We start from the raw sequence: 15260 nt of genomic DNA on the forward strand, positions 1-15260 counted from the left end.
AAATGAAGAGCGAGCAAGATTTTTTTGAGTGACTTCTTTAAGTCTTGAAAAATTCCAAGATGAAATTTAGAGTTTTAGCTTTAATGAATAGTAAATGCAGAAGTAATACATTAAGCTCTATCCGATCACAATTGGGAACGAATAGAGCTTTCATTAATGAATTACAATTCAAAAAAAATTAAACATTTTGAACTGGTTTTTTACGTCACTATTTTCGATAATCTTTTCAACTTACAATTATTGAAAACTTACAAACAATAACTCAAAAAATCAGTCATCCAATCATACCGTTTGCATACATCCCAGCAAAGATGTAAAGCGTATTTAGAATAATACCAGTAATACCCATCCACCTACCGGATTCATTTTGAGGGTCATATTTTCCCAAGCCAATGATACTTAGAATAAGACCTAAAAATGGAATAAAAAGAAAAATAGAAAAGAAAACCGAAATAATACCTACAATAAACCCCCATTTACAGAAACCGTTTCTAGGTAGTTTAACTGAATTTTTTGTCATATTTTATCACCCCGAATTTATTATCCTTATAAATGCATGGGGTGTAAATAGAAAAAAGTAAATATTCAATTGGTAAATTATAAAATCAAAAGAATTAAAAAATATCCAAGAAACAAATCAAAGGGAAAACGTAATTAAGCCATAAGTGAAAAATTCCATCCTACCAATCTAATAGATTGTCAAAACAAATGGGCATTCTGGACATCAACTGCGGCCAATTTAAGTGCCCAGGTCACGGTAAGTACTGGTACGACTATGAATCTTTATTTCCTTATCCATTACGATATTAATAATGTTGCTAATTTAGCCACCGATCAAATTGTAATGTTATTTGATAACTGAATTCTTTTTATCGTAAATAAGAATTCAATTTTATTGATAAGAAAGGTTGAATTCTATCCATTGCAAGTACATACGAGGAAGACGGGGAAAAGGAATGTACCATGATGGGCAAGTCAAAAAGTAGAAAGAAAGCAATTCATTTAGCCGTCACCTCACTGATAAATGAAATTGAGAGGGATGAATGATCTATGAATGAAACTGAGAAGGCCTCATTACACTTATGAGAAAAGATGAGCAATGGGAAAGTATTTTTACCTTTATTGTCGAGCTAGAAAAAGGAAGTCCGAAAAGAGGAAAGCTGCTTTCTAACCTATGATGAATTAATTGATTTCATTAATGACTTAGATGAGGTGGACCCAATAAATCTCCTTACGTTTGAGGTTGTAATAGTTTTTTCGCACAAAGGGCTGCTTTTCTATTATTCAATTATCGGGCAGTTTAATGTAATAAGATTTCATGCATATTGATATTTTTCACGAGTTCCTCATTATTCTATGCTATTTATTTAATAAATGGAATAAACCCCCAGGTGTTTTCTTTATAATGTTTATATTCATTACTAAACGTTTGTAGTAAAATCTCTTCTTCAACCTTAGTTCTATACATGTAGATAAAAATTATTCCTAACGGAAAAATAAATAAAGAGTAAATATTATTCATAGATAGCCCTATCCCAAGATATGCAATCACAGACCCAAAGTAACTTGGGTGCCTAAAGTATTTATAAGGACCTGCTTTTATCAGTCTGTGATTTTCCTTTATTCTGATATTTCCATTGAAAAATTCACCTAAGATATAAATTGAATAATGTCTAAATATTACTCCTGATAATGTTATAACCAGACCAGTTAAACTAATGAATGGAATATCAATGTAGCCGTAACCATTTATTATTAAAAAGAAAGAAACTAAAAAAAATAAAATCGTACCAGCATCTAACAATAATGAAGAGCCCCTATTATTAACTGGCCCATCTTTTTTGGAATGGTTTAAAAAGACTAAACCCTCTCCAATAAGCCAAAAAAATATAGATATGATTAATGGAATATTATGAAACATATTCATCCTCCTAGCTAAATAACTTAAATCCAAGCTTTTTTGAAGCCCATTCAAACCTTCTAAAGTGCGAAGAAGCAGTATTCGCATCAATTAAAACGGGAATTATTTTTCTTTTACCGAAAGTTACCTCCTCTGCTAATATTATAGGTTTAAAACCCATAACTTTTAGTTTTTTTAAGAGTCTGGTATCTATATTACCGAGATAATAATCAGGATTATGCCTTTTATAATGGTCATAGATACCGAGTAAAATATCTTTAAAGAAGTTCTTACCACGATATTCATTTATAATAACGATCTTTCCTATTTGGAAAATCCTTTTATTAAGAAGCTTGTTCATTTTTGGTAGTTTCACATAAGAGAAGTGTAGTTCTTCTGATTGCTTAAACAAGGAACACTCAAATCCTCCAATTGGAGTTTTATTATCAGAATACAAAATATATATTTCAGCATTTTCTTTATAAATTGAAGTAGGTACTTCAATTTCTCTGTGCACTTCTGCAACGATATTTTTAAATAAATTTATCTCTTCTTTCGTCCTCGCTACTATAAACAGTGTAATTCCTCCTAAATATTGTTCAAGTTTCAATACAAACAACCAATTAAAAATACTTTCAAATCGAGATCTACAACTCTTTTGTTTCTGCCTAAACAACCAATTTCTGTTGAGAAAAGGTCTACGTATCCATATCAGTTAAAATGACATGATATAAATAACAATCAATAGAATGAGTAATTCGATCTGGACTTATCTACTATTGAATCTCTCTTTTTCTCTTCAGCCATACTTTAATTGATTTGTCGATAATTATTAAATACTTATTGCAAATGGTAATTCCGAAAATTAATAATAAAATAACGCATAAAGTGAATATCTGTAATTTTCCATGTTCAAGATAATCCAATATCCCAAGTAGAACATGTGGAATGTATCCTGTAATTACCGCTATCGCACCTGATATAATTACTTGTAGCTTTGATTCAAGCCAATATCTAGCGTATGCCATATATATAGTTGCTACCCAGGCTAGGGTTTCTGAAATGAGTAATATCAACCATTTGTATTCCATTAGTAGAGTCATGATATTTCCTGGGTTGAGTTTTCTTCAAGCGTTTTTTTATTATTAATCGTCCAATTTTGAAGAGTTATTTTGAAACAATTAAAACATATCTTCCTATTGAAGTTGTTAAATCTTTTCTCAACAGATTTTTGACTCCAAGTTACTAATTTTGGAGATTGTATCGAACAGGATTCGCATATATTTATTTTGAATTTCCCCTTCCTATGTATCTGCTTTTGTTTGTAAATATAATGTTTCTTTATTTGTTGGATAGAATTTTTCTAACTGGTTGTATATAGAGATATTAGAGATAGCGTTTTGAACATCAACAATAATAGGGACCAATGATGTATTTTTATATTTTATTGTGCTCCCTAACTTAAATACAGTTGAGGGTGAGACCTTCTGTATAACATGGCAAAATACAGAGTCAATTACAGCTATGTAGTATTTGCAATGATTATTTCTTGCAAGTTCTAGAATAGTTAACATCATCAATTGCAAGTTCTTAATTCCACGATATTTTTTAGCAATTGCGAACTTTTCAATCTCAATCACATATCCACTGTTTCCTTTAATCATATTGATTTCACGAAACTTAAAAACATCATCAATTGTAGAGTCATTATTATAAGGTCTCAAAGATAAAGTCCCTATATATTCTTTATAATTGCTTATTAGGAATCGTTCCACTTGCCCTAATTGACATTCTAATTCAAAACCTTTTTCTTGCCAGGCGGGTATCCAAATAGAATCAAATATTCGCATTTCTTCATTTGTTTCAACTTTTTTATACATAATACCTCCACAAAAAGTAATGGTTATATTTTACTATAAATACCCAATATTTAGAATTTTTAGTTTTAGACATATTTCGCTAAAAAATATGTTTCTAAGAAATTTTTAATGTTATATTCTTTTTTTTATATGATATTTTCACATGATAGAACAAATGACATAAGGAGTAGATGAATTTATCATTACTTCAAAAGAAAACTTAATAAAATTGTATAGGGTGAGTTGTTAATAAGAATGGGAGCAGCAATGAAGCTACAGCTGAAAGTGAAGAATAGTGCTAAATAAATTGAATTTGTTTTTTTAATAAGAATATTGTTGAAATAAGATATTCAAAAATAAAATATAGAACTCATTACGAGTAAACGAAAATATAATTAAACCCACAAAGTTGATGTGTATGCTTCAACTTTGTGGGTCATTTATCTCAATATTAAAATTCGTTTTCATGTGTGTAAGTTTAGGTATTACTTAAGTTTTTTTCTCGATAATTAGCAATCAAATAGCATATTAAACAAGTAACTAGAAATGGAACAAAGAAAGCTGTAACAGCTAAATGTACAAAAGGTACGGTATCACTATGTGCAAATACTTGTGTAATTTCCTCATTTTCAAATATTTCAGTAACAAAATCCAATGCTAATATATCGACTGATATATAGATACCTACAAGTAATATAGTCAAGGATGCTCCTACATATTTCATTGTACTTTTAAATATAGTGGCTTTAGCATAAAGAGCCATATATAGCCAGGCAATAGGAAATACGATAAATGGGATCCACCACTTTGCATTACTTAGAAATTGCTCAGTAGCTACTCCAAAAATTAATGGAACCAATAGTAGCCATAAGAATAACGCCTTTTTATCTTTTTTTGAAACCCTAGTAAATTCCAAGAGAAACAAAGCTCCCATAGGATAAATAATAAATTCAGCAACAGAATGAGATATAGGAAGCCACTTTAGTAAGGTCAATGATAATAAAAAGGTAATAATGCATATGCCTATTAACTTTCTTATTGAGTTCTCATAGCTAACATTTATCCAAACAAATAAACAACCAAGAATGATTAATAAAGGTTCAGAAAGTGTGTTTAGCGAAGAAAATTGTTGTGCCAATAGACCAACGGTGATCAATAGACCAAAGATAACTGTAAACAACTGTTTATCAAAACTAAGCTTTCTAAAACTCTCCAAAACATTGATTCCTCCCCGTTAGGTAATTTTTACTAATATATGCTTGGCAACATCTTTAATGTTTATTTTTCAGGAAAAAAGTAATGAAAGTAATAAGAAACTTTAATGAAGGATACAAAAGTTAATTACTTCTCTGGTGACGATTATGTCATTTCTAATATAGTAGCTTTTGGGGAAGTTGTATAAAAAATAGGAATGACGAGAAGAATAGAGCCCCTAAATCGTATGTAAGAATTAATCTGCGCCTCTATCCTTATGATGTTCACGCAATGATCTTCTCGGAAAATGCTCTTGCCTTATAACAACAAAGTAAATAATCGAAAAGAATTCTTTCGTGTTTCTTTAAAGGAAATAGAAAAGGTTGTGTGCGAGCATTACAATATACCAGTCGAAATCACAAAGCTCGGAATAGCTAGCTCAAGAATATAGTGAAACTATTTTGATTGAAAGAAAGTCCCAGGAACAAACTGCATCAAACAGAGATGTATCTTTACTTCTTTTTGTATTTCTGAATATGTACGTACTAATAATCCGTATGGAATCATCAAGTTTATAACTTCCTTTTTTCTATAATTCTACAATATATGATAAATATCAGTTATATTTTAGAATGCTAACATAAAAACGAGAATTTTAATGGTAGAATTAACCTATATAGTATTTACATAGTGAGGTGTTCCCATTATGTTTGTAGATTATTACAAACTTTTAGGTATTGATAAAGTTGCTTGTGAAAAGGAAATTAAAAAGGCTTATAGACAAAAATCAAAAATATACCACCCTGATTCCGGAGGAGATGAAAGGGACTTTATATCATTAACAAAAGCATACGAAACCTTAATGGATGCTTCCTTGAGAAGATCTTATGATCTTGCCTATACCAGTTATTATTCACATTCATCAGCAAAACAAAAAGAACAAACTAGGTCAAACGAAAGCGAACAAAAATCAAATAATAACAACCACTACAGTAAATCTGCAAATAGTTCTCGCTCCTCGAAATCTCAGGATTCCTATAACAATCAGCAAGCAGAGAATAAAAAAAGCCAGTCGAATACTAACAATCGCACCAAGGAAGATTTTTCAGAACGTTTTTCCAATTCGGCTAACACTGATCCTACTAATAACAACAAACAAGAGAAAGGTAATAAAGAGAAAAATCATAAATATAGATGGGGATTCTGGACCTTTGCTGCGGCCAATCTCGTCTTAGTTTTAGGAATCATTTTCCTAATAAATATTTTAAACTCCCAGGATACAAGGATTTTTAGCTTAATTAATACTATAGAAGAATTGGAATCTGACCAAGAATCGCTAATATTGGAAAGAGATGAATTAGTTACTAATCTTAAAGCGGCCAACTCGTATGTCCAAGAGGAGTTATCAAAATTACAGGAAGAACAACAGGATAGAGACGTAGCTCCAATTGTTGAAGAAAGAGAACCTGAAACAGCATTGGAGGAAGAAGGAGCGAGTGACTCAAGTGAAGGAGTAAGCACAGAAGTAATTGCAGAAGTAACCGAACAAATCGGAACGGAAGAGACTTCACAAGAACTAGCGGAATACTTTACCTTAGGCTCAGTTATTAATGAAGTAAAAATGGCTATGGGTAGCCCACCTGATGGATTAAGTGATTATTCACTTTCTTATGACTTATCTAGAATTTCTATTGAGGACGGGGTTGTCACTGGATGGAATAATATTAGCGATAATTTAAGAGTTCACATGCCCAAAACGCAAGAAAGTGACTATTTCGGACAAGGTAGTACGATTCAGGAAGTTATAAATGCGATGGGCACTCCAACAGGATATAGTGATTATTCACTTTCCTATGACTTATCTAGAGTTTCTATAGAGGATGGGATTGTCACTGGATGGAATAATATAAGTGATAACTTAAAAGTTCGATAGATTAAGGAGATTTAATTTGAAGAAAATAACTTTATTCTCGGTATTCTTTTTATTTTTATTTTTGGGTTCTACTACATCTGCCCATAGTGGAAGGACTGATAGCAGAGGAGGACACAATAAAACGGCTAATGGAACTTATCACTGCCATAGTGGAGAATGCTTAGAAAACGCAAAAGAAGAAGCATTTAATGTATGCTACCCCCTGGGAAGAAAAGATGGGCCTCAGAGAATAGATCACTCCAATGAGTTAGAGCAGAAAATTAATAAAAAATATGATAGTGACAATGCTGAATACTTAGTACCTTTTTGTTTAGATGCCTATGAGCAGGGATATGAAGAGACCTATATCCCGACATTTTGGGAGAAATATTATTGGATTTTCATTTTGGCTTCATTTGTTTCTATTTGTATTGGGGTTTTTATCAATCATAAAAAAAGGACAACTTAATTCAAGCTGTCCCTTCTTCATATGCTTTTCATCATTCCACAGTTACGACATTCTCTAAGAATTTGACAGCGGAAGTAATAACATTGCCTCCAGTTGGGATGGAGACTATTTGATATTTATGCAATGGAATGCTGTGCGTTTATCTTATATATCCTATTTTTCATTCAACATAATTAACGTTATATGAATTAAGCGGGAGTTTCTAAATCCGCTTTTTAAAATTTATGGATGAAGATCTTTATTGTTATTTAACTAAAGGGCCATTTAATGGAATAAGAGTATTGCTCAAAACTTCATAATTTGAAATAATTGGTATTAAGAAAAAGGATGGAAATGTGGGAAAAATACTATGTTAAATTCCTTCCTTTTTAGGGGGGATATTCATAAAGAAAAATATTGTCTATTTTACATATGAAATTGTAGTGGCAAGTTTAATCATTTATTCATTATTTGTTAAGCTGCCTAATGACCAGGAGGAGGTATTGTCTTGGTTTGTCTGGGGATTATTTTTAGTTGATTACACTGTCCGCTTAGTAGTTAGCAAAGATAAGTGGGAGTATGTAAAGAAACATCCATTAGAATTGCTGGCAATCATACCTTTCGATCAGGTATTTAGGGCATTAAGGTTGGTACGAATTATCAGATTACTAAGACTTGTAGTTTTGTTGAAAAGAAAAGATTCTTTTCTCGAGGTTTTAACACAAAAATACAAAGTAGATCGAATATTTGTAATTGTAATTGCTTTATTGTTTTTAAGTGCGATTTCAATGTACTGGATAGAACCGAGTTTTAACACGTTTGCAGATGCTCTTTGGTGGTCAATTGTGACCACTACGACTGTTGGGTATGGAGACTTGTATCCTGAGACAGCTGTGGGTAGGATAATTGCTTCTTTTTTAATGTTTGTAGGAATTGGGTTGATTGGTACAATCACCGGAATGGCGGCCTCTTTCTTTTCACAGAACAAGGAACTTCCAGAAGAACTAAGATATGTTAGAGAAAGAATTGATAATTATTCTTCACTTAGTAATGAAGAAATCGATTTGATAATCAGAAAGTTGGAAAACTTGAAAGTGAAATAGTGTTTAATTACTTTTGTTGGTATAGGGTTTCTCTTCGGTTTAAATATTGAGGAATTAAGATGTTAAGGATCAATAAATCGATCTGGCTTTTGCCCTTCTTCAATTATTGGGCAGTTTAATTGAATAGGTATCAAATGTTTATTAAACAAATTTTGGTAATCTTTATGAAACTATTATAGGAGAGTCCTAAAATGAAAAAGAAAATAAACTATTTAATCTTACTTTTAACGACCATCTTTATGGTCGGTTGTACCAACTTAGAAGATGCACCCATTACAGATAAAGAAACAGATCCACAAGTAGTAACCACAGTTAATACAAATAAGAATAGTGAAAAGGAGGAAGCTACCACTACGGTTGTTGATGAACCAGTAGTAGAGGAAGCCTCAACTGAAACAAATAATGACCCGTTCTCAGGGTACAAACTTATTGAAGTTGATGGTGGTGATTTGTCTGGATATCGTGAATCTAATGTCGCTGTTGACATTGGTTATGGGGATCGTAAATATTGGGCATTTACTAATGAATATGGGCAACTCGTACGTGTCATTGCAGACGAAATCATTTTACAAGATGACCGTAACGAACCTGTATTATCGTCTGGCAGATACTACTCTGATGAGGCAAAGGTTCCTGGTGTAGAAAGTGACGTTTTAGATGAAGGACATATTATTGCTGATTCTCTCGGAGGGGTATCGAATGCTTATAATATTACCCCACAAGAAAGTACGCTCAACCGATATGGTGATCAAGCTTATATGGAAGACGCAATCCGCAAGGCAGGCGGAGCCACTAATTTTGAAGCCATTATCACTTATCCAAATACGGAAACGCAGATTCCTTCAAGTTATCAGTATACCTATACTTTAATGGGGAATGAAATCGTCGATACATTTGACAATGTGAACCCTGATGAAGTAAACGAATCACTTGGTTTAACAGATAGTGAGCCTTCCAATTCAACGAGTTCTAATACAAATGGTGATATTTCTAGCATTGATACCAACGGTAATGGACAGGTGACCATTAAAGAAGCAAAAGCAGCTGGTTTCAGTATGCCAATAACGAGTGATCACTGGCTCTATAAATATATGGACGATCGAGATGGTGATGGACTAGTAGGTGAGTGAACATTTGCTGCGTAGTAAAAATATAATGTTGAAAAATTACGGAGACGATTGCTTAATAAGTAATCGTCTCTTCTTCATATATAACTAAATAATGTGCAGCAACTATTACTATAATTTTAGAAAATATTACTAACAATTCGTTCTCTTCTATTATGATTTAGTTAGAAGATATGTGATATTGTGAAGCTTCTTACTTAAACTAAAGGCAGTTTAGTAGTGAAAGATGCACTTGGTGATGTTTAATTACAAGCGATTCCATCTTTATTATAATCCAAACGATGATCTCCAAATCCAGCCGCTTTGGAAGCTTTCATAAAATTGGTTGCTTCTGTTGAATTGCTAAAATCACTACAATCCTTGTCTTCACTAAAGTCATAGATAGAAGTGCTTTTCCTTTCTTTATTTGTTTCTTTGGTGTCGTTTTTGTTTTTGGATTCTTTATCCTTTTCACGTTCTTCGTTAATTTTATCTTGGAGTTCCTTGTTTTCTTTCTCCTGATTCTCCATTCTTTTTTGTGCTTCCATCTCTTGTTGTTTAAGGTCTTCTTCTGATTCATTTACTATGTCTAAATGTGTTTCCCAAAGACAAGGGAAGACATTCCATATTAAAATTAGCGAGAGGATGAGAGCTAAAATGATTCCTATTGTAGAGTGTCTTTCTTTTGTTTTTCTTAAAAATGACCATACTATTATGCATAGGATAAGTAAAAAGACTAAGATGTTAAACCAAGAATGGATGATACATTGGAATAGTAAAAATAGTAGATAAAGAGCCAAGATAAAAACCATAAGCCTTTTAGAGTGTTTCTCTTCCTTGCTGGTGCTTTCTGTTGCCATTTATGTTGTTCCCCCGACCATCTTTTAATTCACGCTACTCTATTTTACTCTGTAAACGGACAAGGTTAAAGTAATAATGTAGAACCGGATGAATTGTTCCGTGTATATGCTTTATATGTTCTAGAGATTAACGATCTAATTGAAACTGTTTTTTGATTTTTGTAGTGCAATTCTTATTGATTAGCTCAGAAGGGCATTAGGGAGACTGTTTCTCCACTTGGCCACTTAGATGGAACAGAGAGAACCTTTTTTGTCTTTATTAGGGAAAAAGCTGAGATGTGAATTGGAATAATCAACACCTGATTTGAGTGCAGTATGACCATGTAGATTGAACAAGGTGTTAAAAGGGGAGAATTTCCTAAAAAGTGTTGTTTTTGCCCTCCAAAATAATTTGTTTGTATTTGTACTTGCAACTATTTTTCTGTTGTGATAATTTAATATTATCAAAGAAAAATACTATCAATTTAGCGAACTATAACTTAAAAGCTAATTAATTACATATAAATGCTTTCAGGAAGCACCTGGAACAAATAAGATTCCAAATTAGATTTATTCTAATTTACTGAATCTTGTTTGTTCTAGGTGCTTTTTTTGTTCTGCTAATGAAGATTGTATTAATCCATCTTATAGGAGTGTTGTTATGAACAAGCATCAGCTTCCAATTTGCCGAGATACATTACGAAAACGTCAAGCAATACCAATGAAATTAGCTCAGTTATCTTACACAAAACCCGATGCTGCAATTTCCTTCTTGAGATTATGGGGAGAGAAGAAAATCCCGATTTCACCTCTTTACGAGGAAATATTAACTCATTTAGAGAGTGAATAACATAGCAATTAGCAATCATGAAACTTATAAGTTTCATGATTGGTTTTCTATAAAATTAATTAGGAGCTGAAAATTAAAGGTGAAAGTAAGCGAAGAATAGATTTATAGATTAAAGCTTTAAATGCCCTGATTCATCTTATTTAGTACAACTATACAGAATGATAAAGAATGTTTAATAAAAAATATAAGTTGTAATAATGAATATAAATAATGTTAAGGGGGCCTAAGGTTGAGTGAAATTTTAAATGCAATTTTAAGAGTGATTATTTATATCCGCGTATCTACAAAGCTACAGGAGACTAAGTACTCTCTCTCTGCACAGAAAGAGGAATTGACTAAGTATGCTAAAGACCAGGGTTGGAATATTGTAGCAACATACAGAGACATTGAAAGTGGAGGGAAATTAGAAAAAGAAGGAATGGACCAACTCCTGAATGATGTTGAAGAAGGAAAAACTGATGTAGTTTTGGTTATGGATCAGGATCGACTTTCGAGACTTGATGTAGCAGAATGGGAATTTCTTAAGTCAACTTTACGAGATAATAAAGTGAAAATTGCAGAGCCAGGGAATATGGTCGATTTGGATAATGAGGATGACGAATTTATTTCCGACATCAAAAATTTAATTGCTAGAAGAGAAAAGCGAGCAGTTGTTAAAAGAATGATGAGGGGAAAGCGCCAACGAATGAGAGATGGAAAGGGGTGGGGAAAAGCTCCACTTGGATACATCTTTAATAAAGAAACTAAAGTATATGAAATTGATGATGATTGGGCATGGGTGATCCCAACTATTGATGAAATGTATCTGGAGAAAAATATGGGGATGAAGGCTATTGCTGATAAATTGAATGAAGTTTCTAAGACCCCTTCAGGGACTCATTGGAATGAAACGTTGGTATACAGAAGACTGGTATCAAAAGCCTTTCATGGAGTAATGGAGAAGAATTTTGCAAATGGTGAAACGATTGCTATTTCAGATATCTATCCAAAGTTGAGAACAGTAGAAACCTGGGAGGAAATTCAGGAAGAAAGAGAAAAGAGGGCAAAAGTATATAAAGCTGATCAAAGACAAAATGATAATATCCACATGTTAAGAAAGACGTATATTAAATGCGGTATGTGTAATCGGAAGATCCATGTAGCAAACCATGGTGGTAAAACAACACCAAGATATTACTTGAAACATGGGAGAAAGTTATGTCTAAAAGATAGATCAGTATGTAACATATCAATAAATACAATAAGACTTGATGATAATATTATCCGTGCTGTTAAAGAGATTTTGACAAATGAAGAGCTGGCTAAGAAATACATTATGATAGACATAGATGAAGAAGAAATTCCAAAGTTAAAGTCTCAAATTAAGAAAAGCCAAAAAGTCATATCTCAAATAGAAGAAAAACAAGATAGACTTTTAGACCTTTATCTAAATGGGGTACATTCGAAAGAAAAATTAGCAGAGAAAGATGAAGAATTTAAAAGGCAATTAGATCATCAGAAAAAAATATATAATCAACAAAAAGCCAAGCTGGAGACACTTGAAAAACAAGAATGGAATTATGATTTGCTCTATCAGTATTTAGAGATTGCAGAATCAATGGAATATGAACTAACACCAAACGAACGTGTTCAGATGATTGGTGATTTGTTCCCTGAAGCAATATTGTATGAAGATAGAATTGTTTTAATTGCTGAACTTCATTTGGGTTTTCCAATTGAAATAGAGGTGAAAATTGATGAAGACCCATATTTGTGGCACCATACGAAAGAGATGAGTTAGAGGTACCCTGAAAACCAAGTTTTAATGGTAGTATTTCATAAGCAAATTTTTATAATTATTTTGGGGAATAAGGCCCGCAAATATAGAAAAAGGAAGCACCGATTCTATATAAAGTTAAGCCTACCTACAAATATTAGCTAATAAATTAAAGTAAAACATAAGAAGAAGCACTTCTTGACGTTTGAGTTGTTACAGGTTTATTTCCTGTTTCAATTCTGGCGGCAAGAAGTGCTTTTTGCTTTATAAGGGAGAGGCGTAATGCGAAAAGTACTGGAACACAAAAATCAACCTCAAATTATGGAGAAAGAGGAAATTATTAAAGAGGACATTGCTGCAAATCATCCTTGGGTGCTTGATGTCCTTTCCAATTGTGAAGAATGTGAGATTCCTATCTTCACAATTCAAAGATTTATTAAATATTATTTGGGGAAAGAGTAGGCGAATTAAGATGATACCATTATTCAGACTCTTAAGAGAGATCGAAGTGGAAATTGATTCGGGAATTACAGCGGTGTCCCGTAATCAGGAAGATCATAATAATAGTGAAGTTTGTGAATACCAGGCAGAGCTTGATTTTGAGGAACTGCAGTCGTCCTAATCAAACTAATTGGTATAAAACTTTCCTTCTCTGTACATCATGTTATTACCAATTATGTACATAGGAGGAAATCTTTATGAGTAAAGTGAGGGTCGTAAGGTCTTCATATAATGAGCACTTGCAAAAAGAATCCTATTTATTTTTACAAAGATTAATTGAAAAGGCTTTATTAGATGAGCTTAACCTTAATCCAATTCAAAAAGGAGTGTTATTGGAGAGTACTGATAAGAAGGAGGAATTTAAACATTTTGGGAATTGATATGTCATTATTAAAGCGCATGAATCAATTATATGAAGATTTTGTTTATACCTATGCAAGAGTTAGTACAGCTTCGCAAGATATAGAGCAACAGACTATCAAAATCAAACAATATCTGAAGCGTAATAATATCCCCTTAGATAAAGTTAAGTTTTTAAAAGATAATGATATTTCTGCGAATAAACTCTCTTTAGATAAAAGACCAGGTTTAGAGGAACTTCGAATGCTCATAAAGCAAGGGAAGGTAAAAACGTTAATTGTGTATCATCGGGATCGACTCGCAAGGAATTTTTATGAATACGCTCTTCTTGTAAAAGAATTATATAAATACAATGTTGAAGTAATCTTTGTAGCAACTAATCATCCTGCTTTTTCAAAGGACTTTTTCACGGAAGCGGTTCATGGAATGTTAGCACAAAATAATGGTTTAACAATCAGTAGCCGAACTCTGGATGCTATGGAACAGTTTCCCGCAACACCCTGGTTAGGATATAGCAGAAAAGGTAAAAAATCAGAAACAAAATACTTTCCTGACCCCAAAAAGGCCCCTCAAATCAAGGGATTCTTTCATGAAGTGGCTAAAATTAAAACTGCTGAAGAATTAATCGAACTACTTTCTGAAAAAAAAACAGTGTTTCACGGTAAAAGATTTGATGAAATACTGAATTATTTATGCAACCCTTTTTATTGCGGCCATATAAGAAAAGGCGATCACTATTATAAACTTGACCACGTAGAGCCTATTATTGACTTGAATATATTTTTGAAGGTGGCTTCTAATTTAGAGAAGGTAAAGAGAAGAGTTCTAGATGCAATTAATGCTTCACTTGAACGTTCGAGCATCACACCAGTTTGCTCAAAATGCAAAACGCAAATGAAATTTAGGACCGGAAAATTAGGAAATAGTGGGTACTACGTTTGTTCAAACAAACACTATCAAATTAAGATTCAAGTTGATGAACTTAATGGAGATTTTGAGAAACATTTTAAAGAAATTATGCCTCGTCTTGACCTAGACCTATTAAGAAAAGAAATCAGAGTTATTCTAAATAGAAAAAAAGAAACATTAAAAAATAAATTCCAGAGCATAGAAAAAGTGATAAATAAACTTAATGATGATTTAGGTCTTTTATCACCTACTGAATCTGATCAAATTAAGTATTTATTTAATCGCATTGATATATTGAAGGATGAACTGGAACAAGTACATTCTTCCTTGACTAGAATAGATGATGCCTTTAGTGAGTTAAAACAGCTTTCTGTTCTGATAAAAAACTATTTAGTTGAGGAATTAGAGCAGTATGAACTCTATTATATGTACCAGTCTTTCATTGAAAAAATTGAGGTGGATCGAGATAAGATTATATATTTTAACCCATTTGCAAGATTTTTTCGGGAGGAGTTAGAATAGG

17 protein-coding genes are annotated in these 15260 nt (G+C 32.4%); 10 read left to right on the forward strand and 7 right to left on the reverse strand.

Going from position 1 to position 15260, the window contains the following annotated elements:
• Window positions 1-274: 274 nt before the first annotated feature.
• From IQI_RS04720 to IQI_RS04745, 6 genes are all read right to left on the reverse strand, one after another.
• A complete protein-coding gene (locus IQI_RS04720) occupies window positions 275-520 on the reverse strand; it encodes a DUF4190 domain-containing protein (RefSeq protein WP_064091529.1) in 246 nt (81 codons plus the stop codon).
• 843 nt (window positions 521-1363) lie between these two features.
• On the reverse strand, window positions 1364-1921 hold the full coding sequence (locus IQI_RS04725) for a methyltransferase family protein (protein WP_064091530.1): 558 nt from the start codon (window positions 1919-1921) through the stop codon (window positions 1364-1366).
• Window positions 1922-1931: 10 nt separating this feature from the next.
• Window positions 1932-2510 carry a hypothetical protein gene (locus tag IQI_RS04730; RefSeq protein ID WP_064091531.1) on the reverse strand — a complete coding sequence of 193 codons (579 nt, stop codon included), beginning with the start codon at window positions 2508-2510 and terminating at the stop codon, window positions 1932-1934.
• Between the two features lie 166 nt (window positions 2511-2676).
• Window positions 2677-3003, reverse strand: coding sequence for a hypothetical protein (locus tag IQI_RS04735; protein ID WP_064091532.1), 327 nt, complete (start codon window positions 3001-3003; stop codon window positions 2677-2679).
• Between the two features lie 201 nt (window positions 3004-3204).
• Window positions 3205-3780 carry a GNAT family N-acetyltransferase gene (locus tag IQI_RS04740; RefSeq protein ID WP_064091533.1) on the reverse strand — a complete coding sequence of 192 codons (576 nt, stop codon included), beginning with the start codon at window positions 3778-3780 and terminating at the stop codon, window positions 3205-3207.
• A gap of 457 nt (window positions 3781-4237) precedes the next feature.
• Window positions 4238-4975, reverse strand: coding sequence for a hypothetical protein (locus IQI_RS04745; RefSeq protein ID WP_064091534.1), 738 nt, complete (start codon window positions 4973-4975; stop codon window positions 4238-4240).
• Between the two features lie 684 nt (window positions 4976-5659).
• On the opposite strand from IQI_RS04745, the gene IQI_RS04750 reads away from it, so the two are divergent.
• The 4 genes from IQI_RS04750 (at window position 5660) to IQI_RS04765 (ending at window position 9546) form a co-directional block, all read left to right on the forward strand.
• Window positions 5660-6886 carry a J domain-containing protein gene (locus tag IQI_RS04750; RefSeq protein WP_064091535.1) on the forward strand — a complete coding sequence of 409 codons (1227 nt, stop codon included), beginning with the start codon at window positions 5660-5662 and terminating at the stop codon, window positions 6884-6886.
• A 16-nt stretch (window positions 6887-6902) separates the two neighbouring features.
• The gene (locus IQI_RS04755) at window positions 6903-7334 is read left to right on the forward strand and encodes a YHYH domain-containing protein (RefSeq protein ID WP_064091536.1); all 432 of its coding nucleotides are present in this window, start codon (window positions 6903-6905) and stop codon (window positions 7332-7334) included.
• Window positions 7335-7750: 416 nt separating this feature from the next.
• On the forward strand, window positions 7751-8416 hold the full coding sequence (locus tag IQI_RS04760) for a potassium channel family protein (RefSeq protein WP_328585729.1): 666 nt from the start codon (window positions 7751-7753) through the stop codon (window positions 8414-8416).
• Between the two features lie 191 nt (window positions 8417-8607).
• A complete protein-coding gene (locus IQI_RS04765) occupies window positions 8608-9546 on the forward strand; it encodes a DNA/RNA non-specific endonuclease (RefSeq protein ID WP_064091538.1) in 939 nt (312 codons plus the stop codon).
• Between the two features lie 239 nt (window positions 9547-9785).
• Here the strand turns inward: IQI_RS04765 and IQI_RS20520 are convergent, their stop codons facing one another.
• Window positions 9786-10382 carry an excalibur calcium-binding domain-containing protein gene (locus IQI_RS20520; RefSeq protein ID WP_156509838.1) on the reverse strand — a complete coding sequence of 199 codons (597 nt, stop codon included), beginning with the start codon at window positions 10380-10382 and terminating at the stop codon, window positions 9786-9788.
• A gap of 640 nt (window positions 10383-11022) precedes the next feature.
• On the opposite strand from IQI_RS20520, the gene IQI_RS04775 reads away from it, so the two are divergent.
• From IQI_RS04775 to IQI_RS04795, 6 genes are all read left to right on the forward strand, one after another.
• On the forward strand, window positions 11023-11211 hold the full coding sequence (locus IQI_RS04775; protein ID WP_064091539.1) for a hypothetical protein: 189 nt from the start codon (window positions 11023-11025) through the stop codon (window positions 11209-11211).
• 229 nt (window positions 11212-11440) lie between these two features.
• Window positions 11441-12991 (forward strand): recombinase family protein, encoded by a 1551-nt coding sequence (locus IQI_RS04780; RefSeq protein WP_064091540.1) that lies wholly within the window; start codon window positions 11441-11443, stop codon window positions 12989-12991.
• A gap of 258 nt (window positions 12992-13249) precedes the next feature.
• Window positions 13250-13429, forward strand: a complete 180-nt coding sequence (locus IQI_RS04785; protein ID WP_064091541.1) for a hypothetical protein — start codon at window positions 13250-13252, stop codon at window positions 13427-13429.
• 10 nt (window positions 13430-13439) lie between these two features.
• Entirely contained in the window at window positions 13440-13589 is a 150-nt protein-coding gene (locus tag IQI_RS20525) for a hypothetical protein (RefSeq protein WP_156509839.1), read from the forward strand.
• A gap of 76 nt (window positions 13590-13665) precedes the next feature.
• Window positions 13666-13848 carry a hypothetical protein gene (locus tag IQI_RS20800; RefSeq protein WP_064091542.1) on the forward strand — a complete coding sequence of 61 codons (183 nt, stop codon included), beginning with the start codon at window positions 13666-13668 and terminating at the stop codon, window positions 13846-13848.
• Entirely contained in the window at window positions 13838-15259 is a 1422-nt protein-coding gene (locus IQI_RS04795) for a recombinase family protein (protein WP_064091543.1), read from the forward strand. Before IQI_RS20800 ends, IQI_RS04795 begins: the two co-directional genes overlap by 11 nt.
• Window position 15260 lies beyond the last annotated feature (1 nt).

It is taken from the genome of Rossellomorea aquimaris TF-12 (assembly GCF_001648555.1).
GTDB classification, from domain to species: Bacteria; Bacillota; Bacilli; order Bacillales; family Bacillaceae_B; genus Rossellomorea; species Rossellomorea aquimaris.